This window comes from Geobacillus sp. LEMMY01 (assembly GCF_002042905.1).
Taxonomy (GTDB): domain Bacteria; phylum Bacillota; class Bacilli; order Bacillales; family Anoxybacillaceae; genus Geobacillus; species Geobacillus proteiniphilus.
In genome coordinates this window covers 1-22294 of the sequence record NZ_MVKA01000013.1, presented here as the reverse complement: position 1 = coordinate 22294, position 22294 = coordinate 1, and the positions used below count along the sequence as shown (strand labels likewise).

The 22294-nt window shown below is 52.9% G+C and carries 28 protein-coding genes and 2 rRNA genes; 28 read left to right on the top strand and 2 right to left on the bottom strand.

The window, feature by feature from the left end; translation table 11 throughout:
- Nucleotides 1-8 precede the first annotated feature (8 nt).
- The 24 genes from rplF to B1A75_RS07995 all read left to right on the top strand — a co-directional run bounded on the left by rplF (nt 9) and on the right by B1A75_RS07995 (nt 15024).
- Complete coding sequence (gene rplF, locus B1A75_RS08110) at nt 9-545, top strand: 50S ribosomal protein L6 (RefSeq protein WP_011229634.1); 537 nt, start codon at nt 9-11, stop codon at nt 543-545.
- Nucleotides 546-578: 33 nt separating this feature from the next.
- Nucleotides 579-941, top strand: coding sequence for a 50S ribosomal protein L18 (gene rplR, locus B1A75_RS08105; RefSeq protein WP_011229635.1), 363 nt, complete (start codon nt 579-581; stop codon nt 939-941).
- Nucleotides 942-960: 19 nt separating this feature from the next.
- The gene (gene rpsE / locus B1A75_RS08100) at nt 961-1461 is read left to right on the top strand and encodes a 30S ribosomal protein S5 (protein WP_011229636.1); all 501 of its coding nucleotides are present in this window, start codon (nt 961-963) and stop codon (nt 1459-1461) included.
- A gap of 13 nt (nt 1462-1474) precedes the next feature.
- Complete coding sequence (gene rpmD, locus B1A75_RS08095; protein ID WP_014194602.1) at nt 1475-1663, top strand: 50S ribosomal protein L30; 189 nt, start codon at nt 1475-1477, stop codon at nt 1661-1663.
- Between the two features lie 24 nt (nt 1664-1687).
- Nucleotides 1688-2128: a 50S ribosomal protein L15 gene (rplO, locus tag B1A75_RS08090; protein ID WP_011229638.1), complete on the top strand. Its 441-nt coding sequence runs from the start codon at nt 1688-1690 to the stop codon at nt 2126-2128.
- Nucleotides 2128-3420: a preprotein translocase subunit SecY gene (gene secY, locus B1A75_RS08085; RefSeq protein WP_074043593.1), complete on the top strand. Its 1293-nt coding sequence runs from the start codon at nt 2128-2130 to the stop codon at nt 3418-3420. The genes rplO and secY overlap by 1 nt, the downstream gene beginning before the upstream one ends.
- A gap of 44 nt (nt 3421-3464) precedes the next feature.
- The gene (locus B1A75_RS08080) at nt 3465-4118 is read left to right on the top strand and encodes an adenylate kinase (protein ID WP_074043592.1); all 654 of its coding nucleotides are present in this window, start codon (nt 3465-3467) and stop codon (nt 4116-4118) included.
- The gene (gene map, locus B1A75_RS08075) at nt 4115-4882 is read left to right on the top strand and encodes a type I methionyl aminopeptidase (RefSeq protein ID WP_074043591.1); all 768 of its coding nucleotides are present in this window, start codon (nt 4115-4117) and stop codon (nt 4880-4882) included. Before B1A75_RS08080 ends, map begins: the two co-directional genes overlap by 4 nt.
- A gap of 95 nt (nt 4883-4977) precedes the next feature.
- Entirely contained in the window at nt 4978-5196 is a 219-nt protein-coding gene (infA, locus tag B1A75_RS08070) for a translation initiation factor IF-1 (protein WP_031406191.1), read from the top strand.
- Between the two features lie 35 nt (nt 5197-5231).
- Nucleotides 5232-5345 carry a 50S ribosomal protein L36 gene (rpmJ, locus tag B1A75_RS08065; protein WP_003247619.1) on the top strand — a complete coding sequence of 38 codons (114 nt, stop codon included), beginning with the start codon at nt 5232-5234 and terminating at the stop codon, nt 5343-5345.
- Between the two features lie 20 nt (nt 5346-5365).
- Nucleotides 5366-5731 carry a 30S ribosomal protein S13 gene (gene rpsM, locus B1A75_RS08060; RefSeq protein ID WP_015373728.1) on the top strand — a complete coding sequence of 122 codons (366 nt, stop codon included), beginning with the start codon at nt 5366-5368 and terminating at the stop codon, nt 5729-5731.
- 25 nt (nt 5732-5756) lie between these two features.
- On the top strand, nt 5757-6146 hold the full coding sequence (rpsK, locus tag B1A75_RS08055; RefSeq protein ID WP_011229644.1) for a 30S ribosomal protein S11: 390 nt from the start codon (nt 5757-5759) through the stop codon (nt 6144-6146).
- Between the two features lie 150 nt (nt 6147-6296).
- Nucleotides 6297-7241, top strand: coding sequence for a DNA-directed RNA polymerase subunit alpha (locus B1A75_RS08050; protein WP_011229645.1), 945 nt, complete (start codon nt 6297-6299; stop codon nt 7239-7241).
- 100 nt (nt 7242-7341) lie between these two features.
- A complete protein-coding gene (rplQ, locus tag B1A75_RS08045; RefSeq protein WP_011229646.1) occupies nt 7342-7704 on the top strand; it encodes a 50S ribosomal protein L17 in 363 nt (120 codons plus the stop codon).
- A gap of 117 nt (nt 7705-7821) precedes the next feature.
- Nucleotides 7822-8661: an energy-coupling factor ABC transporter ATP-binding protein gene (locus B1A75_RS08040; RefSeq protein WP_074043590.1), complete on the top strand. Its 840-nt coding sequence runs from the start codon at nt 7822-7824 to the stop codon at nt 8659-8661.
- Complete coding sequence (locus B1A75_RS08035) at nt 8637-9509, top strand: energy-coupling factor ABC transporter ATP-binding protein (protein ID WP_079936043.1); 873 nt, start codon at nt 8637-8639, stop codon at nt 9507-9509. The genes B1A75_RS08040 and B1A75_RS08035 overlap by 25 nt, the downstream gene beginning before the upstream one ends.
- Entirely contained in the window at nt 9502-10299 is a 798-nt protein-coding gene (locus B1A75_RS08030; protein ID WP_074043588.1) for an energy-coupling factor transporter transmembrane component T family protein, read from the top strand. Before B1A75_RS08035 ends, B1A75_RS08030 begins: the two co-directional genes overlap by 8 nt.
- Before the next feature lie 12 nt (nt 10300-10311).
- Nucleotides 10312-11088 (top strand): tRNA pseudouridine(38-40) synthase TruA, encoded by a 777-nt coding sequence (gene truA / locus B1A75_RS08025; RefSeq protein ID WP_074043587.1) that lies wholly within the window; start codon nt 10312-10314, stop codon nt 11086-11088.
- 179 nt (nt 11089-11267) lie between these two features.
- Nucleotides 11268-11705 carry a 50S ribosomal protein L13 gene (rplM, locus tag B1A75_RS08020; RefSeq protein WP_011229651.1) on the top strand — a complete coding sequence of 146 codons (438 nt, stop codon included), beginning with the start codon at nt 11268-11270 and terminating at the stop codon, nt 11703-11705.
- Between the two features lie 20 nt (nt 11706-11725).
- Nucleotides 11726-12118: a 30S ribosomal protein S9 gene (gene rpsI, locus B1A75_RS08015; RefSeq protein WP_011229652.1), complete on the top strand. Its 393-nt coding sequence runs from the start codon at nt 11726-11728 to the stop codon at nt 12116-12118.
- Between the two features lie 119 nt (nt 12119-12237).
- The gene (locus tag B1A75_RS08010; protein WP_074043586.1) at nt 12238-12678 is read left to right on the top strand and encodes a YbaK family protein; all 441 of its coding nucleotides are present in this window, start codon (nt 12238-12240) and stop codon (nt 12676-12678) included.
- 66 nt (nt 12679-12744) lie between these two features.
- The gene (gene cwlD / locus B1A75_RS08005) at nt 12745-13461 is read left to right on the top strand and encodes an N-acetylmuramoyl-L-alanine amidase CwlD (protein WP_074043585.1); all 717 of its coding nucleotides are present in this window, start codon (nt 12745-12747) and stop codon (nt 13459-13461) included.
- Between the two features lie 100 nt (nt 13462-13561).
- The gene (locus B1A75_RS08000; protein ID WP_371878447.1) at nt 13562-13711 is read left to right on the top strand and encodes a zinc ribbon domain-containing protein; all 150 of its coding nucleotides are present in this window, start codon (nt 13562-13564) and stop codon (nt 13709-13711) included.
- A gap of 296 nt (nt 13712-14007) precedes the next feature.
- The gene (locus B1A75_RS07995) at nt 14008-15024 is read left to right on the top strand and encodes an Mrp/NBP35 family ATP-binding protein (RefSeq protein ID WP_074043584.1); all 1017 of its coding nucleotides are present in this window, start codon (nt 14008-14010) and stop codon (nt 15022-15024) included.
- Nucleotides 15025-15109: 85 nt separating this feature from the next.
- Here the strand turns inward: B1A75_RS07995 and gerD are convergent, their stop codons facing one another.
- A complete protein-coding gene (gene gerD / locus B1A75_RS07990) occupies nt 15110-15739 on the bottom strand; it encodes a spore germination lipoprotein GerD (RefSeq protein WP_074043583.1) in 630 nt (209 codons plus the stop codon).
- A gap of 149 nt (nt 15740-15888) precedes the next feature.
- On the opposite strand from gerD, the gene B1A75_RS07985 reads away from it, so the two are divergent.
- The gene (locus tag B1A75_RS07985) at nt 15889-16488 is read left to right on the top strand and encodes a KinB-signaling pathway activation protein (RefSeq protein WP_074043612.1); all 600 of its coding nucleotides are present in this window, start codon (nt 15889-15891) and stop codon (nt 16486-16488) included.
- A gap of 137 nt (nt 16489-16625) precedes the next feature.
- On the opposite strand, the gene pdaB is transcribed toward B1A75_RS07985, so the two are convergent.
- Nucleotides 16626-17381: a polysaccharide deacetylase family sporulation protein PdaB gene (pdaB, locus tag B1A75_RS07980; protein WP_074043582.1), complete on the bottom strand. Its 756-nt coding sequence runs from the start codon at nt 17379-17381 to the stop codon at nt 16626-16628.
- A gap of 672 nt (nt 17382-18053) precedes the next feature.
- Here pdaB and B1A75_RS07975 point away from each other — a divergent pair.
- From B1A75_RS07975 to B1A75_RS07965, 3 genes are all read left to right on the top strand, one after another.
- A 16S ribosomal RNA gene (locus tag B1A75_RS07975) occupies nt 18054-19611 on the top strand.
- Between the two features lie 146 nt (nt 19612-19757).
- Nucleotides 19758-20063 (top strand): hypothetical protein, encoded by a 306-nt coding sequence (locus B1A75_RS19850; RefSeq protein WP_079936042.1) that lies wholly within the window; start codon nt 19758-19760, stop codon nt 20061-20063.
- Between the two features lie 201 nt (nt 20064-20264).
- Nucleotides 20265-22294: ribosomal RNA gene (locus tag B1A75_RS07965) — 23S ribosomal RNA — on the top strand; the annotation flags it as partial.

The following is a 22294-nucleotide window of genomic DNA, read 5'->3' as shown; positions in this document are numbered from 1 at the left end:
TTTTTGACATGTCACGTGTCGGCAAAAAACCAATTGAAATTCCTGCCGGTGTCACCGTTACGGTCAACGGCAACACGGTTACGGTCAAAGGGCCGAAAGGGGAACTGACCCGCACGTTCCATCCAGATATGACGATCACTGTTGAGGGCAATGTGATCACCGTTACGCGTCCAAGCGATGAAAAGCATCATCGCGCGCTCCATGGCACGACGCGCAGCTTGCTCGCCAACATGGTCGAAGGCGTTTCGAAAGGTTATGAAAAAGCGCTCGAACTCGTTGGTGTCGGGTACCGGGCGTCGAAACAAGGGAAAAAGCTCGTATTGAGCGTTGGTTATTCTCATCCGGTAGAAATTGAGCCGGAAGAAGGGCTTGAAATTGAAGTGCCATCCCAAACGAAAATCATCGTCAAAGGGGCAGACAAACAGCGCGTCGGCGAACTGGCCGCCAACATTCGCGCGGTTCGTCCGCCAGAGCCGTATAAAGGCAAAGGCATCCGCTACGAAGGCGAACTTGTGCGCCTGAAAGAAGGCAAAACTGGTAAATAACGCGGCATAGCGAAGCGAAAGGAGTGACATTCGATGATCACGAAAGTTGACCGAAACGCGGTTCGGAAGAAAAGACACGCGCGCATCCGCAAAAAAATCTTCGGCACGGCTGAACGTCCGCGGTTGAGCGTGTTCCGTTCAAATAAACATATTTACGCGCAAATTATCGATGATACAAAATCGTCAACGATCGTCAGCGCCTCGACGTTGGATAAAGAGTTTGGCTTAGATTCGACGAACAACATTGAGGCAGCGAAAAAAGTCGGCGAACTTGTCGCCAAACGTGCGTTGGAAAAAGGCATTAAAAAAGTCGTGTTCGACCGTGGCGGATATTTGTATCACGGACGGGTAAAAGCATTGGCAGACGCCGCCCGCGAAGCCGGCTTGGAATTCTAATTACAAAGGAGGGACAACGATGCGTCGTATCGATCCAAACAAACTTGAATTGGAAGAGCGTGTAGTCGCGGTCAACCGTGTAGCAAAAGTCGTGAAAGGCGGACGTCGCCTGCGCTTTTCAGCTCTCGTCGTCGTCGGCGATAAAAACGGCCATGTCGGATTTGGCACCGGAAAAGCACAAGAGGTTCCAGAAGCGATCCGCAAAGCGATTGAAGATGCGAAGAAAAACTTGATTGAAGTGCCGATCGTCGGCACAACGATTCCGCATGAAGTCATCGGCCATTTCGGTGCCGGGGAAATCATTTTGAAACCCGCTTCCGAAGGTACCGGGGTCATCGCTGGGGGTCCGGCGCGTGCTGTATTAGAGCTGGCGGGCATCAGCGACATCTTGTCGAAATCGATCGGCTCGAACACGCCAATCAACATGGTGCGCGCAACGTTTGATGGGCTGAAACAATTAAAACGCGCCGAAGACGTAGCGAGATTGCGCGGCAAAACAGTCGAGGAACTGTTAGGATAAGGAGGGAACGATCATGGCAAAAAAACTGGCGATTACCCTCACGCGCAGCGTGATTGGCCGTCCGGAAGACCAACGCGTTACCGTCAGAACGCTCGGCCTGCGGAAAATGCACCAAACGGTCGTCCATAATGACAATCCTGCGATCCGCGGGATGATCAATAAAGTGGCCCACCTTGTCAAAGTCAAAGAAATTGAAGAATAATGAATCATAAGGAGGTGCTTTGCCATGAAACTTCATGAATTGCAACCAGCGCCGGGATCCCGGAAGAAAGCTGTGCGCGTCGGCCGCGGGATCGGTTCGGGCAACGGCAAAACGTCCGGCCGCGGTCAAAAGGGTCAAAATGCTCGCTCTGGCGGAGGAGTTCGCCTTGGATTTGAAGGAGGACAAACCCCGCTGTTCCGCCGCTTGCCGAAACGCGGGTTTACGAACATCAATCGGAAAGAATATGCGGTCGTGAATTTGGAAAAACTGAACCGCTTTGAAGACGGAACGGAAGTAACGCCTGAATTGCTCCTTGAAACGGGCGTCATCAGCAAGCTGAAATCGGGCGTGAAAATTTTGGGCAAAGGCCAAATCGAGAAAAAACTGACGGTCAAAGCGCATAAGTTCTCGGCATCGGCGAAAGAGGCCATTGAAGCGGCTGGCGGTAAAACTGAGGTGATTTAATGTTTCGGACAATCTCCAACTTTATGCGCGTCAGTGATATTCGAAACAAAATCATTTTCACTCTTCTTATGCTGATTGTGTTCCGCATTGGAACATTCATCCCCGTTCCGGGCGTGAACACGGATGTGTTGAAAGTGCAAGATGAATTGAATGCATTCGGCGTCCTGAACATTTTTGGCGGCGGGGCGTTGCAAAACTTTTCAATCTTTGCGATGGGCGTGATGCCCTACATTACGGCATCGATTATCGTTCAGCTGCTGCAAATGGACGTCGTTCCAAAATTTACGGAGTGGTCGAAGCAAGGCGAAGTTGGCCGGCGTAAATTAGCTCAGTTTACCCGCTATTTCACGGTCGTGCTCGGGTTTATCCAAGCCATCGGCATGTCGTACGGCTTTAACAATTTAGCCGGGGGGATGCTGATCAAAAATCCGGGCATCGGCACGTATTTGCTGATCGCGGTTGTCTTGACCGCCGGCACCGCATTTTTAATGTGGCTTGGCGAACAGATCACCGCGAAAGGCGTGGGCAATGGCATTTCGATCATTATTTTCGCCGGGATTGTCTCAGGCATTCCGACGGTCTTGAATCAAATTTACGCCCAACAGTTTGAAAATGTCGGGGAAGATGTGTTTTTGCGCATCGTCCGGCTCCTGCTTGTGGCGTTGGCGGTCGTTGCCGTCATCGTTGGCGTCATTTACATCCAGCAGGCGTTCCGGAAAATTCCGATTCAATACGCGAAGCGGCTTGAGGGCCGGAGCCCGGTCGGCGGCCACTCGACCCATTTGCCGCTCAAAGTGAACCCAGCGGGAGTCATTCCGGTCATTTTCGCTGTATCGTTTTTGATTGCACCACCGACGATTGCATCGTTTTTTGGCACGAATGATGTAACATTGTGGATTCGCCGAACGTTTGATTATACGCATCCGGTTGGGATGATCATTTACGTCGTGCTCATCATCGCGTTTACGTACTTTTATGCGTTTGTTCAAGTCAATCCGGAGCAAATGGCGGATAATTTGAAAAAACAAGGCGGCTATATCCCTGGTATTCGTCCTGGAAAAAATACGCAAGAGTATGTGACGAGAATTTTATACCGGCTGACGCTGGTCGGATCAATCTTTTTGGCGGTTGTCGCCGTGCTGCCGGTGTTCTTTGTGAACTTTGCCAACTTGCCACCTTCCGCACGAATCGGCGGTACGAGCTTGCTTATTGTCGTCGGCGTGGCGCTTGAGACGATGAAACAGCTTGAGAGCCAGCTGGTGAAACGCCATTACCGTGGATTCATCAAATAAAGAAGGCAAGAACGGACGTCCCTTGCCGATAGGGGGGAGTTAGGATGAATTTAGTGCTGATGGGGCTGCCGGGTGCCGGCAAAGGCACGCAGGCCGAGAAAATTGTCGAGGCTTACGGAATTCCGCATATTTCAACGGGAGATATGTTTCGAGCGGCGATCAAAGAAGGGACGCCGCTAGGGTTGCAGGCAAAGCAGTATATGGACCGCGGCGATCTTGTCCCGGATGAGGTGACGATCGGCATCGTCCGCGAACGGCTGAGCAAAGAGGATTGCCAAAATGGTTTTTTGCTCGATGGATTCCCGCGCACGGTCGCCCAAGCAGAAGCGCTCGAAACAATGCTAGTGGAAATTGGGCGCAAGCTTGATTATGTCATCCATATCGACGTTCGCCAAGAGGTCTTAATGGAGCGCCTGACCGGCAGACGCATTTGCCGCAATTGCGGAGCAACGTACCATCTTGTCTTTCATCCGCCGGCGAAACCGGGTGTATGTGATAAATGCGGGGGAGAGCTGTACCAGCGCCCCGATGATAATGAAGCAACGGTGGCTAACCGGCTTGAGGTCAATATGAAACAAATGAAGCCGCTCCTCGATTTTTACGAGCAAAAAGGCTATTTGCGCCACATTAACGGCGAACAGGAAATGGAAAAGGTGTTTGCTGATATTCGTGAATTGCTCGGGGGACTTGCTCGATGATTCGTTGCAAAACCGCGCAGGAAATTGCTTTGATGCGCGAGGCGGGAAAAATCGTTTCCCTTACATTGAAAGAATTGCAAAAGCACATTCGTCCCGGGATCACAACAAAGGAACTGGACGCCATCGCGGAGGAAGTGATTCGTTCCCATGGCGCCATTCCGTCGTTTAAAGGGTATCAAGGGTTTCCGGGAAGCATTTGCGCCTCGGTGAATGAAGAGCTCGTGCACGGGATTCCCAGCGGCCGCGTATTGCGGGAAGGCGATATTATTACGATCGATGTCGGCGCGCAGTATGAAGGCTATCATGCTGACTCGGCCTGGACGTATCCAGTTGGGGACATCGACGCCGAGACGAAACGATTGCTTGACGTGACAGAGCAATCGCTGTATGTCGGGCTCGCCGAGGCAAAGCCGGGCGCTCGTTTAACGAACATCTCCCATGCGATTCAAACGTACGTCGAAGCGCATCACTTTTCCGTTGTTCGCGAGTATGTCGGGCATGGAATTGGTCAACACTTACATGAAGACCCACAAATCCCACATTATGGGCCACCGAACAAAGGCCCAATTTTGCGGCCAGGGATGGCGCTGTGCATCGAACCGATGGTCAATGCCGGCAGCCGTTACGTGAAAACGTTGGCCGACGATTGGACCGTCGTCACGGCCGATGGAAAACGGTGCGCCCATTTCGAACATACGATTGTCATTACAGAAGATGGCTACGAAATTTTAACACATTGTGGAAATGAGTCCCCCACTTCATAAGTGGGAAGGGGCGAACGTCTTCTCGATCATCATGGACATCACGTTCGGTTTTGCGTAACACAATGTTACTCATTCGAAGGAGGGAGAGCCGCTCGATGGCGAAAGATGATGTAATTGAAGTGGAAGGCACCGTCGTCGAAACATTGCCAAATGCGATGTTTCGTGTAGAATTAGAAAATGGGCACACGGTGTTGGCTCATGTATCGGGCAAGATCCGCATGCATTTCATTCGCATTTTGCCTGGCGACCGGGTGACGGTGGAGCTGTCGCCGTATGATTTGACGCGTGGACGGATCACGTATCGATATAAATAAAGGAATGCACTCCGTTCAATAGGGAGGTAAACAACATGAAAGTAAGACCATCTGTTAAACCGATTTGCGAAAAGTGCAAAGTTATTCGCAGACGCGGCAAAGTTATGGTGATTTGCGAAAATCCGAAGCATAAACAACGCCAAGGGTAATTTTCAAGGAGGTGTATCATATGGCACGCATTGCAGGTGTCGATATTCCGCGTGATAAACGGGTAGTCATTTCGTTAACATACATTTATGGGATCGGCAAACCGACAGCACAAAAAATCTTAAAAGAAGCCGGCGTATCGGAAGACACACGCGTTCGCGACTTAACGGAAGAAGAGCTTAGCCGCATTCGTGAAATCGTCGGCCGCTTAAAAGTGGAAGGCGATTTGCGCCGTGAAGTATCGTTAAATATTAAACGGTTGATGGAGATCGGCTGCTATCGTGGTCTTCGCCATCGCCGCGGATTGCCGGTTCGCGGCCAAAACACGAAAAACAATGCCCGCACGCGCAAAGGTCCGCGCCGCACGGTAGCGAACAAGAAAAAATAATCACGCAAAGGAGGTCATTTGACGAATGGCACGCAGAACAAACACTCGTAAACGCCGGGTAAGAAAAAATATTGATACAGGCATCGCCCATATCCGTTCAACGTTCAACAACACGATCGTAACGATTACGGATGTTCATGGCAACGCCATTGCTTGGGCGAGCGCTGGTTCGCTGGGGTTCAAAGGTTCGCGCAAATCAACGCCGTTTGCGGCGCAAATGGCGGCTGAAGCAGCAGCGAAAGCGTCGATGGAACATGGCATGAAAACGGTCGAAGTGAACGTCAAAGGTCCGGGGGCTGGCCGTGAGGCAGCGATCCGTGCATTGCAAGCAGCCGGGTTGGAAATTACGGCGATCAAAGACGTCACTCCAATCCCGCACAATGGATGCCGTCCGCCAAAACGTCGCCGCGTGTAACGCCCCTGTATAGAATTTGCGCCATTGTCAATAATGGGATATGATAAAGACCATGGCAGGCAAGCGTAAAGAGAGATTCATGGGGGAATGTAGTTAGGCGTGTACCGTTTGATCGGGGTCTCGACGTTTTGAAGGAGGGTATAATAATCGATGATTGAAATTGAAAAGCCGAAAATTGAAACGGTCGAACTGAGCGAAGATGCCAAATACGGCAAATTCGTCGTCGAACCGCTTGAGCGTGGATATGGTACAACCTTAGGGAACTCCTTGCGTCGTATCCTATTGTCTTCACTCCCTGGTGCAGCTGTAACATCGGTGCAAATCGACGGCGTCTTGCATGAGTTTTCAACGATTGACGGCGTCGTTGAAGATGTGACAGCCATCATTTTGAATATCAAAAAACTAGCGTTGAAAATTTATTCAGACGAAGAGAAAACGTTGGAGATTGATGTGCAGGGTGAAGGAGTTGTCACGGCTGCCGATATCACTCACGACAGCGATGTAGAAATTTTAAACCCGGACCTTCATATCGCGACGCTGGCGGAAGGCGGCCGCCTGCGCATGCGCATGACCGCTAAGCGGGGGCGCGGATATGTTCCTGCTGAGGCGAATAAGCGCGAAGACCAGCCCATCGGCGTCATTCCGATCGATTCCATTTATACGCCGGTCTCCCGAGTTTCTTATCAAGTCGAGAATACAAGGGTCGGCCAAGTGACCGACTATGACAAGCTGACCATTGATGTGTGGACGGATGGAAGCATCGGGCCGAAAGAGGCCATTTCCCTTGGAGCGAAAATTTTAACGGAGCACTTGAACATTTTTGTCGGCTTGACGGATGAGGCGCAAAACGCGGAGATCATGGTCGAGAAAGAGGACGATCAAAAAGAAAAAGTGCTCGAAATGACGATCGAGGAACTCGATCTTTCGGTTCGTTCCTACAATTGCTTGAAGCGGGCCGGCATCAACACTGTTCAAGAACTGACGCAAAAAACGGAAGAAGATATGATGAAAGTGCGCAACCTCGGCCGCAAGTCGCTTGAGGAAGTGAAAGCGAAACTGGCTGAGCTTGGCCTCAGCCTGCGCAAAGACGACTAAGCGCCGGCCTCCGCCGGCAAGCCGGAAACACACTTTCACCATATCGCTTTGATGATGACCACCATGAGGAACACATCACTTTAAAAGGGAGGGACATTTGATGTCGTACAGAAAATTAGGACGCACGACTTCGCAACGAAAAGCACTGCTTCGCGACTTGGCAACAGACTTAATCATCAACGAACGCATTGAAACGACGGAAGCGCGGGCGAAAGAACTGCGCTCGGTCATGGAAAAAATGATTACGCTCGGCAAACGCGGCGATTTGCATGCCCGCCGCCAAGCAGCGGCATTCATCCGCAAGGAGGTCGCCAACAGCGAAACCGGCCAGGATGCGTTGCAAAAGCTGTTCAGTGACATTGCGCCGCGCTACCAAGATCGCCAAGGCGGCTATACGCGCATTATGAAACTTGGTCCTCGCCGCGGTGACGGGGCGCCGATGGTCATTATTGAACTCGTGTAACGGTTTCATTTCAACAAGGGCGAGACAGTTTCGTTTGAACTGGATCTATGCCCTTTTTTTGTTTACCATCATTTAGCAGGCTGCGTTTGCAACGCGGCGAAGCAAGGGGAAACGATCATGGCCGAACCAATCTTGTCGATCGAGGGAGTATCCTTTCGCTATCCAAATCAATCCGACTATGCGGTGCAAAACGTCAGCTTCACGGCCGAGCGCGGGGAGTGGCTGGCGATCGTCGGTCATAACGGATCCGGCAAATCAACCATCGCCCGGATGCTAATCGGCTTGCTTCGGCCGGAGCGGGGCGCCATTCGCTTGTTTGGACGCCTTTTGAACGACGCGACCGTTTGGGAGGTGCGCCGCCGCGTTGGCCTTGTGTTCCAGAACCCGGACAACCAGTTTGTCGGTGCGACCGTTGAAGACGACATCGCTTTTGCCCTTGAAAACAACGGCATTCCGCGTTCGGAAATGGTCGAGCGCATTCGCGAGGCCATTCGCCAAGTCCATATGGAGCCGTTTCTCCATTATGAGCCGCACCGATTGTCTGGGGGGCAAAAACAGCGCGTCGCCATCGCTGGCATTTTGGCGCTCCGCCCCGATATGATCATTTTGGACGAAGCGACATCGATGCTTGACCCGCGTGGAAGGGAAGAAGTGCTTGAGACGGTGCGCCGCCTGAACCGCCAGCAGCGCATTACTGTCTTGTCGATCACCCATGATTTGGAAGAGGCAGCGAAGGCGGACCGCCTCATTGTGATGAACAAAGGCGAAGTGATGGCAGAAGGGACGCCGGAGCAAATCTTTCGGCTCGGAAGCAAGCTCGAGCGAATCGGTCTTGATTTGCCGTTTGCCGTGAAAATGGGCAGCCGCTTGCGGGAACAAGGCATTCCGCTTCGGGCTGGATATTTCACGACAGAGGAGTTGGTCGAGGAGCTATGGACATTGTATTCGAAAAAGTAGAGCATGTGTACAACGCCCGTTCACCGCTTGCCCGCCGGGCGCTCTATGATGTCAATGTCGCAATCCGAAGCGGGGCGTACGTCGCCGTGGTTGGGCATACGGGTTCAGGAAAATCGACCCTCCTTCAGCATTTAAACGGGTTGCTGCAACCGACAAGCGGCGCGGTGAAGATCGGCGAAGAGACGATCACGAGCAATAAGCGGCCAAAGCAGCTGAAACCGCTGCGCAAAAAGGTCGGGGTCGTCTTCCAGTTCCCGGAGCATCAATTGTTTGAAGAAACGGTGGAGAAAGATATTTGTTTTGGCCCGCTCAATTTTGGCGTGCCGGAAGACGAGGCGAAACGGAAGGCGCGGGAGCTCATTAAGCTCGTCGGGTTGAGTGAAGACGTATTGGCGAAATCGCCGTTTGATTTGAGCGGAGGGCAAATGCGGCGCGTCGCCATCGCCGGCGTGCTCGCGCTTGAACCAGAAGTGCTTGTGCTCGATGAACCGACCGCGGGCCTTGATCCGCGCGGGCGCAAAGAGATGATGGAGATGTTTTATCGCCTCCATCGTGAGAAGCAGTTGACAACCGTTCTCGTCACCCACAGCATGGAAGATGCCGCCCGCTACGCTGATGAGATCGTCGTCATGCATGAAGGGACGGTGTGGGGGCATGGAACGCCGGAAGAGATGTTTCGCGACGCTGACAAACTGGCTGCCATCGGTTTGAGCGTGCCGGAAACGGTCAAATTGAAACAGCAGCTCGAAAAGCGGTTCGGCGTTGTCATTCCGTCGCCATGCTTGACGTTGGAACAGACAGCGGAAGCCATCCAGCAATTGTTCTCCAAGGTGAGCGTCCATGACTAATCATTTGATTATCGGGCAATATGTGCCTGGTCATTCCGTCATTCATCGCTTAGACCCGCGCGCCAAACTATTGATCGTGTTTGCCTACGTCCTGATCGTCTTTTTGGCGAACAATGCGGCGACGTATGCACTGCTGTCGCTGTTTGCGCTTGCCTTTGCAGCGCTGTCTCGCATCCCGTTTTCGTTCATTGCCCGCGGCTTGAAACCGATTTTATGGGTCGTTTTGTTTACATTGCTGTTGCATCTCTTCATGACGAAAGAAGGAGATGTCATCTACCAAATCGGTGCGCTCTCTGTATATGAAGGCGGCATCAAGCAAGGGATCTTTATTTCCCTAAGGTTTTTGCTCCTTGTATTGATGACGACGATGTTGACGTTGACGACGACGCCGATTGAAGTGACCGATGGCGTCGAAAGCTTGCTTGGACCGCTCAAAAAGATGCGCGTTCCTGTCCATGAGCTCGCCTTGATGATGGCCATTTCGCTTCGATTCATTCCAACATTGATGGAAGAGACGGAAAAAATTATGAAAGCACAGGCGGCCCGCGGCGTTGATTTTTCTGGCGGCCGTTTTTCCGAACGGATGAAAGCCATTGTCTCACTGCTTGTGCCTCTGTTTATCAGCTCGTTCAAACGAGCCGATGAGCTGGCGACAGCCATGGAGGCGCGCGGCTATCGCGGCGGGGAAGGGCGGACGAAATTCCGCCAGCTCGCTTGGAAGCCGGTGGACACCGTGTTTTTAGCGGCCGTGGCGTTGCTGGCTGCATTGCTTTGTCTATTACGATCATAGCGGAGGAAGGCCATGACAACACGGATCAAATGCATCATTGCCTATGATGGCACCCACTTTTCCGGCTACCAAATCCAGCCGGGAAAGCGGACGGTGCAAGGCGAGTTTGAGGAAGTGCTTCGGCGGATGCATAAAGGGACGGAAGTGCGTGTGGCGGCTTCCGGAAGGACGGATGCCGGCGTTCATGCCTATGGGCAAGTGATCCACTTTGATACGCCGCTTTCCCTTTCCTCGGAGCAGTGGAAAAAGGCGTTGAACGCCCAGCTGCCGGATGATATCGTCGTTCGCTTTGTACAGGAGGCCGATGCAGACTTCCACGCCCGTTTTTCGGCGAAAGCGAAAGAATACCGCTATAAAGTATGGACGGCTGCCGAACGCGACGTGTTTCGCCGCCATTATTGCGCATGGCACCCATATTCGCTGCATATCAGCGCGATGAACGAGGCGCTCCGTTTGCTTCATGGAACGCACGATTTTACAAGCTTTTGTTCCGCAAAAACGTCGATCGAAGACCGGGTGCGCACCATGTATCGGGCTGAAGTGAAGGCCGACGGCCCGATGCTCGAGTTTCGGTTTGTCGGCAGCGGCTTTTTATACAACATGGTGCGCATTATCGTTGGCACGGTGCTTGAAGTCGGTCAAGGGAAGCGTTCTCCCGCCGACATTTCGATGTTGCTTGCGGCGAAAGATCGGCGCCTCGCTGGTCCAACCGCGCCGGCCGAAGGGCTGTATTTATGGCGCGTATACTATGAGGATGAATGTTTGGACCACTCATTGGCGTACGGCTGATGGTTTTCCCCCGGCTTTCGAAGACAACGAGTCCTTGTGTAACATCTTCTTGACATTGGCGCGCCGGCAAGCTATTATATCATATGGCATGTATTTTCCACGATTAGCCCCGGACAATAATCGTGTTGAAATAAACGACCCATTTGTTTGTTCATTTTTTATTTTAGGAGGGAATTGCATTGCGTACGACTTACATGGCGAAACCGAATGAAGTAGAGCGTAAATGGTACGTTGTCGACGCAGCTGGCAAAACGTTAGGCCGCTTAGCCAGCGAAGTAGCGGCGCTGTTGCGCGGCAAACATAAACCGACGTTCACTCCGCACGTTGACTGCGGAGATCACGTCATCGTCATCAATGCGGACAAAGTCGAACTGACTGGGAAAAAGTTGACGAAAAAACTGTACTATCGCCACAGCTTATATCCGGGTGGCTTAAAAGTAAGAACAGCGCTGGAAATGCGTACGAACTACCCGGAACAAATGATCGAACGTGCGGTGCGTGGCATGCTTCCAAAAGGCAGCCTTGGCCGGCAAATGTTCAAAAAGTTGCACGTTTACCGTGGAAGCGAACATCCGCATCAAGCACAAAAACCAGAAGTGTATGAACTTCGCGGATAATCATAAGGGAGGGTATGATTTTGGCACAAGTACAATATTACGGCACAGGTCGTCGCAAAAGCTCGGTCGCCCGTGTCCGCCTTGTCCCGGGCGATGGTCGCATCATTGTCAATAAGCGTGACATTCGCGAGTACATCCCGACGGAAGCGCTCATTGAAATGGTCAAACAGCCGCTCGTATTGACGGAAACGCTTGGCAGCTACGACGTTTTGGTGAACGTCCAAGGCGGTGGATTTGCCGGCCAAGCTGGTGCGATTCGCCATGGCATCGCCCGCGCGTTGCTTGAAGTCGATCCGGAATTCCGCACGGTGCTGAAACGGGCCGGTTTGCTGACGCGCGATGCCCGCGTTAAAGAGCGCAAAAAATACGGGCTCAAAGGCGCTCGCCGCGCTCCACAATTCTCGAAGCGTTAATCGCGTGATGTTTCAACCCAGCCAATGTGGCTGGGTTTTTTGCTTATTTCTGCCTTTCGCCCGCGCGTATGATTGCGAGCGATCGTTAAACACTACATCGTAAAGGAGCGTGAAAGACGATGGCAGTCATCACTTCATTGGCGGAAAAAAGGCAGGAAAAGCAGCTTCGCTATGAACGGAACATGTTGCGCGAACTGTCGCTTGAGAAACTACGGAACAAAGCGCTTGAGCACTTTGTTCCGTTTTATACGGCGTATCGGATATTCCCATCCGTTGTTGAGGAAGGCTGCATTGATCTGGCCATTGAAGCGTATTTGCTCGGCGCTCGCTACAGCCGATTCGGCTATTATGGGGAGCCGGCGGACAGCGTACGCTGTCGATGTGCTCAGGAAGAGGAATATTTGATCGATACGCTGTTTGATTTTCTTTGCTTTTGGGGCAATATCGACGACGATTTCCTCAGCCAGTTGCTATATGACGCGTGTGAACAATATATCGCCAACTGGTGGACGGAAGGGTTTGAGCGGGGAAAAAAACGGCGCCGTCTAAAACTTCGCTGAATGAGTTCTATTCCCGCGCCTTGTCCCATATAAGATAGAGAAGGGAAACGTGCGGGAGGAGAAACAATGAGAGAAAAATGGAAGTGGCTGGTCGCTTTTGCTGCCGTCGCCCTTATGAGCACTTTGCTATTTCCGTCTTTATTTTCCGATCTGACATCAACGAAACCATGGAATCTCCCGTTATCGGGGAGAATCATCGTATTGGACCCTGGCCATGGCGGGCCGGACGGCGGCGCCGTCGGTGGTGAGGTGGTGGAAAAGGACATCGCGCTCAACGTGGCGAAAAAGCTGCGCGATTATCTGCAGCAGCAAGGGGCGCTCGTCCTGATGACACGCGAGACGGATCGGGACTTGGCCAGCCCGTCAACACGCGGCTACAGCCGACGAAAAACGGAGGATTTGCTCGAACGAACGGCTTTCGTCAACCGATCGAATGCCGATCTTTTTATCAGCATCCATCTCAACGCCATCCCATCGCCGCGTTGGCGGGGGGCGCAGACGTTTTATTACGGCTCGTTCATCGAAAACGAGCGGCTGGCGAGATTTATCCAAGCGGAATTGCGGCGCAATTTGGAGAACACCCATCGGCTGGCAAAAATGATTGATACCGTCTATTTGCTCAAGCATGCGAAAATCCCCGGCGCGCTCGTCGAGGTCGGGTTTTTGTCGAATCCCGACGAGCGAGAGCTGCTTGCGTCTGATGGCTACCAAACGAAGCTGGCCGCCTCGATTTATAAAGGAGTGCTCCGCTATTTTTCCAACGAACATACGCCCCGCGAGTAGCGGGGATTTTTTATCATCTCGCGCCGAGAAGACCCCCACTTCCACGCATGAGCGCAAGGGGGGATGAATCGGTATTCGCCATCGATCTCCCTCTTGCCAATTGTGCTCGTGCTGCGGGCATCGGCAGGTTGAGGTGAAGTCGCTCGACATCCGCGAGTGGGTGTGCCCGAACTGCGGAGCCGAACATGACCGGGACCATAACGCCGCCCGGAATATCCTGAATGAAGGGCTTCGTTTGCTGTCTTTGTAAGTAAGGCAACCCAACCGTGGGACGCACGGGGATGGCTTGGTTGACAGCCTGCCGTAGGGCGGGTGTTCCCAAGAATCTCCCGCCTCTAAGCGTTAGCGTAGGTGGGAGAGCGTTCAAGGTCGGAACAGAGGAGACAGACAGCCGACCGGTCTTGTTTCGCCAAAAGAAATTAGAAATTCCCCCTTTTCAACTGCAGGGGTGTGAGGGAGCAAGTCAAACATGGCGGCCGTCTGCCGATTTATGGTATGATAACATGTAGAAACGACCATTGATTTGTAAAAGGGTTGGTGAATACGATGTTGACGGAAACTGAAGTGCGCTCCATTCTTGAAAAGATGAAAGATCCCTTTTTAAACAAAACGTTTAAAGAGACGAATGCCATTCAAGAAATCAAAATTAAGGAAGAGAAAAGCCATGTCAGCGTGAAAATCGCGCTCGCCAAAACCGGCACGCCCGAGCAGCTTCGTGTGCAAACGGCGATCGTCCAGCAGCTGAAAGACGCGGGCGCTGCGACGGTCGGGCTGCGGTTCGCCGAACTGCCGCGCGACGTGGTGGAGAAATATAGCGAAAACAAGCAAAAAACGACGTATATCGCCATCGCCAGCGGCAAAGGTGGAGTCGGCAAATCGACCGTTTCCGTCAATTTAGCGGTCGCGCTCGCCCGGCTCGGCAAAAAAGTCGGGTTGATTGACGCGGACATTTACGGGTTCAGCGTTCCGGACATGATGGGAATCACTGAGCGCCCGACGGTGAGGGGCGACAAAATCATCCCAGTCGAACGGTTTGGCGTAAAAGTCATTTCGATGGCCTTTTTCGTCGAGGACAACGCCCCAGTCATTTGGCGCGGCCCGATGCTTGGGAAAATGTTGAACAACTTTTTCAAAGAGGTCGAATGGGGGGATTTGGATTACTTGCTGCTCGACTTGCCGCCTGGCACGGGCGACGTCGCCTTGGACGTCCATACGCTCTTGCCGTCGTGCAAAGAAATTATCGTCACGACTCCGCATCCGACCGCTGCGTTTGTCGCTGCCCGAGCTGGGGCTATGGCGTTGCGCACTGAACACGAAATTATCGGCGTGATCGAAAATATGTCGTACTACGAAAGCCGGAAAACAGGGGAGCGGGAGTATGTCTTCGGCAAGGGTGGCGGAGAAAAGCTGGCCAAAGAGCTGCAAACCGAGCTGTTAGGACAGCTGCCGCTTCAGCAGCCGGATTGGAACGACGACGACTTTGCCCCGTCCGTTTACGCAGAAGATCATCCGATTGGGAAAATTTATATGGATATTGCCCGCAAAATCGTTGCGAAATATTAATCGGTTTCACAAAAAGCGTCCGATGGCGAGAAACCGCCGATTAGAGCGTTGGCGGTTTTCAGCGCACGGACGCTTTTTCGCTTGATTAACCTCCTCCGCCTTGCTGGTTGCCGGTGCTTTCTTCTCCCTCTCCCCCTTCTCCTCCGCCTTCTTCTCCTTGTTTTTCTCCGCCTTGCTGAACCGTTTCAGCTGCTTTCATCAACATGTCTTGAATTTTCGCCTGATACAGCGGGCTGTTCAACGTTTCAGTGATCACCTTTTGCAAATGCTGGCGGAACTCTTTGCTTTTTAAGACATCGATCATGGCTTTTTCCATTTCCGGATCTTTTAAAATATCGATCATTAGCGCCTGGTAATCGGGATCTTTCATGAGTGCCTTCATCATTTTTTCATGTTCTGCCTGCAGCCCTTTGGCAAAACTTTCAGCGAATTTCGGGTCTTTTAACGCACTTTCCCAGAACTTTTTTCCTTGATCGGATGTCAGCATTTGCTGCAGCGTTTCTTTTACAGCTTTTTGATCTATGACCAGCTGCTGCTTCATCTGATCTTCCGACATAATATCTTGAATCGCCTTTTTCCCCTCGTCGGTTTTTAAAATGTCAACAACCATCTTTTTCGTTTCGTCATAATCCGGGGGAGGGGGGCTGATTTCTTGAGGGGCACAGGAACCAAGAACGAGAAAACTGAGCAAGAGGAGCGGTAGGTATTTGTTCATGAAAGTGAGCTCCTTTCTGCAAAAATCCCTCACCCTTAATATGAATGTTGGCGAAAAAAATATGCATGGAGGAGATCAGAGCTGGCTTTTTCACAAGGGCGCTGGTAAAATGGTAAGCGGGTTATGCTGAAATGATGGAGGATGAAGCTGTGAACAGCCGCAAATGGGTGCGTTTATTTTTATCGACGCTGCTGATCGGCGGTATTGCCACGGCGGCCGTCGGCATTGTTTTCAACTGGGAGGAGTTCGGGCGCTTGTTGTTGCGCCTGGAAATGGTCGAATTTATGGCTGTTTTGTTATGGCATATCGGCGTTGGCTTTATTTTCAGCGTTATCAGTCAGGCGGGGTTTTTTGCTTATTTAACCGTCCACCGGTTCGGGCTTGGCATCTTCCGTTCGCTATGGAACGCTGTGCAGGTTGTTTTGATCATGTTCGTGCTGTTCGATTTAGTGTATTTCCGCTACATGACGTTTGCGGACAAGGGCGATTCAATCATTCCGTATCTATTGACCGCATTGTTCATTTTGGTGGTTGGTCTCGTTGTTGCCTACGTCAAGAGCGCACAGACGAACAAAGGGGCGTTCGTTCCGGCTTTGTTCTTTATGGTCGTCGTTACGGTCATTGAATGGTTTCCCGTGTTGCGCATCAACGACCGCGATTGGCTGTATTTGATGTTGATTCCTTTATTAGTATGCAATGCATACCAGCTTCTTATACTGCATAAATTGACAGGCGGCGCGAAACAATAAAGAAAGCAAGGCGCCGCCTGTTTTCTTATGGCAGCCGCGAAAAAAACGGCGTGTTCGCCAAAAGCCAATCATTCCAATTGGCGGCTTGTCTGCCGCCGCAATCCAAGCGCACCGGCGCAGGCCGTTGTCGGAACGTGTCACTCGATCCCACGGCTTTCGGCTTCGCCATTCGCCAACAGCTCGGAGAGGTTGACGTTTTTGTAGCCGTTTTCTTTCATGGAAGCGATAATTTTCGGCAGCGCTTTGGCTGTCTGTTTTGCCGAATCGGATGCGTGAAGGAGCACGATATCGCCCGGTTCCAGGTCCCTCGTGACGTTCTCAACAATTTGGTCTGTCCCAGGGTTGAGCCAGTCTTTCGAGTCAATGCTCCAATGGACGACAGTGTAGCCGAGGGACTGAGCAACCTTTAACACATTTTTGTTGAAGTTCCCCCCAGGGGGGCGCAGCAGCTCAACCTGTTTAATTCCCAACATGTCAAACACTTTTTTCGCCATGATTAAATCTTGACGGATTTTGGCGTTCTCAAGTTCCGTATAGTTGACAAAGTTATATCCCATACTGCCAATCTCATGCCCCTCCTCTTTGATCCGCTTCACCACGGCTGGATGGCGTTCGGCCCATGAGGCGGATAAAAAAAAGGTCGCGTTTTGAATCCCGTGCTGCTTCAAGACATCCAAAATTTTGTCTGCATTCTCATCTCCCCAGCTGATATCGAACGTCAACGCCACCTCATTGCGGGCGTTGTCCACTTTATATACCGCCTTCGGCCCAGAAGGAAGCGAAAAAACTGGACGGTTCATTTCATAAGCGTACAAGACGACGGCGGTGAAAAAGGCGGAGCAGATAATAATGAGAGCTTTTTTCAGCGCCCGTCCGTTCAACGCGTAAAACATGACATCGGCCCCCCTTTTTTGCATTGTAAAATCGTTGTCCTAATAACATCTTATGCGGACAGCCATGGCGGTTATGAAACTTATTTGCCAGTCCTCTTACCGTCGAAGAGATGGAGGAAGCCTCCAGGAACAGTCTGGCGTCGGTTCCTGAAATTCCCTTAAAAAAGATATTGCATTTTTGATTGGTAAGTGGTATATTAAAAATCGTCGCTAATCGGACAGAGTGTTCGATAGCGGTGAGTGACGAAAAGCAACGGAAAAGATCTTGACAAGAAAAAAGAGGCATGTTAGTATAAAAGAGCTGTTTGCAAGAGGAAGCTTCAACTATTCTTCAGTTCAAGACTGCAAACCAGCAGAGAAGTTGTTTCAATGCAGCAACTTTGCGCCTGTGTCTTCTAGTGAATTCGGGGGAATTGGGTTCCTCGGCGCAAAGCTGCAAAGGAGTAAGTCTAGGCAGCAATCTCGTTCCTTGAAAACTGAACGAAACGAAGCGCGAAAGAAAAGCTGAGGCCGCTTTGGCCGAAGCTGGACAATCCGAAAAGCGGAGGCCGCTTGCCTATCGGCGAAACGCGCTGAGAGGCCCGCGAGGAGGCTGTCGCCGTCGTAGCGGGACACGAAGCGTCGCGAGCCGATAGCGGCCGAAGCTGGACAATGCAAAAGCCAATCAACTTTCTTTTGGAGAGTTTGATCCTGGCTCAGGACGAACGCTGGCGGCGTGCCTAATACATGCAAGTCGAGCGGACCAAATCGGAGCTTGCTCTGATTCGGTCAGCGGCGGACGGGTGAGTAACACGTGGGCAACCTGCCCGCAAGACCGGGATAACTCCGGGAAACCGGAGCTAATACCGGATAACACCGAAGACCGCATGGTCTTCGGTTGAAAGGCGGCCTTTGGCTGTCACTTGCGGATGGGCCCGCGGCGCATTAGCTAGTTGGTGAGGTAACGGCTCACCAAGGCGACGATGCGTAGCCGGCCTGAGAGGGTGACCGGCCACACTGGGACTGAGACACGGCCCAGACTCCTACGGGAGGCAGCAGTAGGGAATCTTCCGCAATGGGCGAAAGCCTGACGGAGCGACGCCGCGTGAGCGAAGAAGGCCTTCGGGTCGTAAAGCTCTGTTGTGAGGGACGAAGGAGCGCCGTTCGAAGAGGGCGGCGCGGTGACGGTACCTCACGAGGAAGCCCCGGCTAACTACGTGCCAGCAGCCGCGGTAATACGTAGGGGGCGAGCGTTGTCCGGAATTATTGGGCGTAAAGCGCGCGCAGGCGGTYCCTTAAGTCTGATGTGAAAGCCCACGGCTCAACCGTGGAGGGTCATTGGAAACTGGGGGACTTGAGTGCAGGAGAGGAGAGCGGAATTCCACGTGTAGCGGTGAAATGCGTAGAGATGTGGAGGAACACCAGTGGCGAAGGCGGCTCTCTGGCCTRCAACTGACGCTGAGGCGCGAAAGCGTGGGGAGCAAACAGGATTAGATACCCTGGTAGTCCACGCCGTAAACGATGAGTGCTAAGTGTTAGAGGGGTCACACCCTTTAGTGCTGCAGCTAACGCGATAAGCACTCCGCCTGGGGAGTACGGCCGCAAGGCTGAAACTCAAAGGAATTGACGGGGGCCCGCACAAGCGGTGGAGCATGTGGTTTAATTCGAAGCAACGCGAAGAACCTTACCAGGTCTTGACATCCCCTGACAACCCAAGAGATTGGGCGTTCCCCCTTCGGGGGGACAGGGTGACAGGTGGTGCATGGTTGTCGTCAGCTCGTGTCGTGAGATGTTGGGTTAAGTCCCGCAACGAGCGCAACCCTCGCCTCTAGTTGCCAGCATTCRGTTGGGCACTCTAGAGGGACTGCCGGCGACAAGTCGGAGGAAGGTGGGGATGACGTCAAATCATCATGCCCCTTATGACCTGGGCTACACACGTGCTACAATGGGCGGTACAAAGGGCTGCGAACCCGCGAGGGGGAGCGAATCCCAAAAAGCCGCTCTCAGTTCGGATTGCAGGCTGCAACTCGCCTGCATGAAGCCGGAATCGCTAGTAATCGCGGATCAGCATGCCGCGGTGAATACGTTCCCGGGCCTTGTACACACCGCCCGTCACACCACGAGAGCTTGCAACACCCGAAGTCGGTGAGGCAACCCGCAAGGGAGCCAGCCGCCGAAGGTGGGGCAAGTGATTGGGGTGAAGTCGTAACAAGGTAGCCGTACCGGAAGGTGCGGCTGGATCACCTCCTTTCTAAGGACGAAAAGCRGAAGCGCCGTAATTTCGCCTAAAGACAGCCCGCGTCCTGCGGGCAACGGCGAAATATCGCCATCCTGGCGATCTCGAAGCCAAATGTTCTTCACCCGCWGGGGTGCTTGCACCCCGAGGGGGAAGGTTATTTGGCAGAAGAGAGCCAGGCGCTGGAGCTAGACATTAGTCGTGATTCGGTGCACAACCGCGCTTTCGTTTCGTTCGGTTTTGAAGGAATGAGCAATTCCTTCAGTTGCTTTGCATCTGTGCCTGCGTCTGCTAGCAGGTTCAGGGAAGCAAGATTCCTCGGCACAAGACTGCAGAGAAGCAAATTCAAGAAGCATTCTCGTTTGCGTCTGCGTCTACAAGCGGATTCGGAGAAGCCGAATTCCTCGACGCAAACCAGCGAAGAAGCGAATTCAAAGGAGCTACTTCGTTCCTTGAAAACTAGATAACCGGAAAAGCGGAGGCTCGTTATTTCGCCTAAAAGCGGCCCGCGTCCTGCGGGCAACGGCGAAATATCGCCATCCTGGCGATCGCGATGGGCAAATGTTCTTCGCCTAGAGGGATGTTTACATCCCGAAGGCGAAGGTTATTTGCCCCCGAGCGGCGGCGAGCCGAAGCTAGACAGTAAGGAAGAAGCCGAGAGCGCAATAGGTTAAGCTGGAAAGGGCGCACGGTGGATGCCTTGGCACTAGGAGCCGATGAAGGACGGGGCAAACGCCGAAACGCTTCGGGGAGCTGTAAGCAAGCGTTGATCCGGAGATGTCCGAATGGGGGAACCCACTGTCCGTAATGGGGCAGTATCCATGCCTGAATCCATAGGGCATGGAGGGCACACCCGGGGAACTGAAACATCTTAGTACCCGGAGGAGAAGAAAGCAACCGCGATTCCCTGAGTAGCGGCGAGCGAAACGGGAACAGCCCAAACCAAGAGGCATGTCCTCTTGGGGTTGTAGGACCGCTCACTGTGGGAGTGAGAAAGGAACGGGGTAGACGAACCGGTCTGGAACGGCCGGCCGGAGAAGGTGAGAGCCCTGTAGTCGAAACTTCGTTCCCTCCCGAGCGGATCCTGAGTACGGCGGGACACGGGAAATCCCGTCGGAAGCAGGGAGGACCATCTCCCAAGGCTAAATACTCCCTAGTGACCGATAGTGCACCAGTACCGTGAGGGAAAGGTGAAAAGCACCCCGGGAGGGGAGTGAAAGAGAACCTGAAACCGTGTGCCTACAAGTAGTCAGAGCCCGTTGATGGGTGATGGCGTGCCTTTTGTAGAATGAACCGGCGAGTGACGATGGCGTGCGAGGTTAAGCCGAAGAGGCGGAGCCGCAGCGAAAGCGAGTCTGAATAGGGCGTGAAGTACGTCGTCGTCGACCCGAAACCAGGTGATCTACCCATGTCCAGGGTGAAGGCCGGGTAACACCGGCTGGAGGCCCGAACCCACGCACGTTGAAAAGTGCGGGGATGAGGTGTGGGTAGGGGTGAAATGCCAATCGAACTTGGAGATAGCTGGTTCTCCCCGAAATAGCTTTAGGGCTAGCCTCGGGTTTAAGAGTGTTGGAGGTAGAGCACTGATTGGGCTAGGGGCCCTCAACGGGTTACCGAACCCAGTCAAACTCCGAATGCCAACGACTTATGCCCGGGAGTCAGACTGCGAGTGATAAGATCCGTGGTCGAGAGGGGAACAGCCCAGACCGCCAGCTAAGGCCCCGAAGTGCACGTTCAGTGGAAAAGGATGTGGAGTTGCCGAGACAACCAGGATGTTGGCTTAGAAGCAGCCACCATTTAAAGAGTGCGTAATAGCTCACTGGTCGAGTGACTCTGCGCCGAAAATGTACCGGGGCTAAACGTGCCGCCGAAGCTGCGGGATGACCGTTGGTCATCGGTAGGGGAGCGTTCTAAGGGCAGAGAAGCCAGACCGGAAGGACTGGTGGAGCGCTTAGAAGTGAGAATGCCGGTATGAGTAGCGAAAACAGAGGTGAGAATCCTCTGCGCCGAAAGCCTAAGGGTTCCTGAGGAAGGTTCGTCCGCTCAGGGTTAGTCGGGACCTAAGCCGAGGCCGAAAGGCGTAGGTGATGGACAACAGGTKGAGATTCCTGTACCACCTTCTTCCCGTTTGAGCGATGGGGGGACGCAGGAGGATAGGGCGAGCAGGCGGCTGGAAGAGCCTGTCCAAGCCGTGAGGCTGATCCGCAGGCAAATCCGCGGATCGWAAGGCYAAGCGGTGACGGCGACGGACRYRGTCCGGAAGTCCCCGATTTCACACTGCCAAGAAAAGCCTCTAGCGAGGGAAGAGGTGCCCGTACCGCAAACCGACACAGGTAGGCGAGGAGAGAATCCTAAGGCGCGCGGGAGAACTCTCGTTAAGGAACTCGGCAAAATGACCCCGTAACTTCGGGAGAAGGGGTGCTCTTTGGGGTGAAGAGCYCTGAAGAGCCGCAGTGAAAAGGCCCAAGCGACTGTTTATCAAAAACACAGGTCTCTGCGAAGCCGAAAGGCGACGTATAGGGGCTGACACCTGCCCGGTGCTGGAAGGTTAAGGGGAGCGCTTAGCGGAAGCGAAGGTGCGAACCGAAGCCCCAGTAAACGGCGGCCGTAACTATAACGGTCCTAAGGTAGCGAAATYCCTGGTCGCGTAAGTTCCGACCAGAACGCAGGGGGTAACGACAGGGGCGCTGTCTCAACG

Excerpts from the sequence above, each read along its gene's own strand:
- rpsK (WP_011229644.1), top strand. The coding sequence starts at position 5,757 with ATGGCACGCAGAACAAACACTCGTAAACGCCGGGTAAGAAAAAATATT.
- B1A75_RS08080 (WP_074043592.1), top strand. The coding sequence starts at position 3,465 with ATGAATTTAGTGCTGATGGGGCTGCCGGGTGCCGGCAAAGGCACGCAG.
- gerD (WP_074043583.1), bottom strand. The coding sequence starts at position 15,739 with ATGAACAAATACCTACCGCTCCTCTTGCTCAGTTTTCTCGTTCTTGGT.
- rpsE (WP_011229636.1), top strand. The coding sequence starts at position 961 with ATGCGTCGTATCGATCCAAACAAACTTGAATTGGAAGAGCGTGTAGTC.
- secY (WP_074043593.1), top strand. The coding sequence starts at position 2,128 with ATGTTTCGGACAATCTCCAACTTTATGCGCGTCAGTGATATTCGAAAC.
- infA (WP_031406191.1), top strand. The coding sequence starts at position 4,978 with ATGGCGAAAGATGATGTAATTGAAGTGGAAGGCACCGTCGTCGAAACA.
- map (WP_074043591.1), top strand. The coding sequence starts at position 4,115 with ATGATTCGTTGCAAAACCGCGCAGGAAATTGCTTTGATGCGCGAGGCG.
- rpmD (WP_014194602.1), top strand. The coding sequence starts at position 1,475 with ATGGCAAAAAAACTGGCGATTACCCTCACGCGCAGCGTGATTGGCCGT.
- B1A75_RS07995 (WP_074043584.1), top strand. The coding sequence starts at position 14,008 with ATGTTGACGGAAACTGAAGTGCGCTCCATTCTTGAAAAGATGAAAGAT.
- rpsM (WP_015373728.1), top strand. The coding sequence starts at position 5,366 with ATGGCACGCATTGCAGGTGTCGATATTCCGCGTGATAAACGGGTAGTC.
- rplF (WP_011229634.1), top strand. The coding sequence starts at position 9 with ATGTCACGTGTCGGCAAAAAACCAATTGAAATTCCTGCCGGTGTCACC.
- B1A75_RS08040 (WP_074043590.1), top strand. The coding sequence starts at position 7,822 with ATGGCCGAACCAATCTTGTCGATCGAGGGAGTATCCTTTCGCTATCCA.
- rplO (WP_011229638.1), top strand. The coding sequence starts at position 1,688 with ATGAAACTTCATGAATTGCAACCAGCGCCGGGATCCCGGAAGAAAGCT.
- pdaB (WP_074043582.1), bottom strand. The coding sequence starts at position 17,381 with ATGTTTTACGCGTTGAACGGACGGGCGCTGAAAAAAGCTCTCATTATT.
- B1A75_RS08050 (WP_011229645.1), top strand. The coding sequence starts at position 6,297 with ATGATTGAAATTGAAAAGCCGAAAATTGAAACGGTCGAACTGAGCGAA.
- B1A75_RS08010 (WP_074043586.1), top strand. The coding sequence starts at position 12,238 with ATGGCAGTCATCACTTCATTGGCGGAAAAAAGGCAGGAAAAGCAGCTT.
- B1A75_RS08035 (WP_079936043.1), top strand. The coding sequence starts at position 8,637 with ATGGACATTGTATTCGAAAAAGTAGAGCATGTGTACAACGCCCGTTCA.
- rplR (WP_011229635.1), top strand. The coding sequence starts at position 579 with ATGATCACGAAAGTTGACCGAAACGCGGTTCGGAAGAAAAGACACGCG.
- B1A75_RS08030 (WP_074043588.1), top strand. The coding sequence starts at position 9,502 with ATGACTAATCATTTGATTATCGGGCAATATGTGCCTGGTCATTCCGTC.
- truA (WP_074043587.1), top strand. The coding sequence starts at position 10,312 with ATGACAACACGGATCAAATGCATCATTGCCTATGATGGCACCCACTTT.
- rplQ (WP_011229646.1), top strand. The coding sequence starts at position 7,342 with ATGTCGTACAGAAAATTAGGACGCACGACTTCGCAACGAAAAGCACTG.
- rpmJ (WP_003247619.1), top strand. The coding sequence starts at position 5,232 with ATGAAAGTAAGACCATCTGTTAAACCGATTTGCGAAAAGTGCAAAGTT.
- cwlD (WP_074043585.1), top strand. The coding sequence starts at position 12,745 with ATGAGAGAAAAATGGAAGTGGCTGGTCGCTTTTGCTGCCGTCGCCCTT.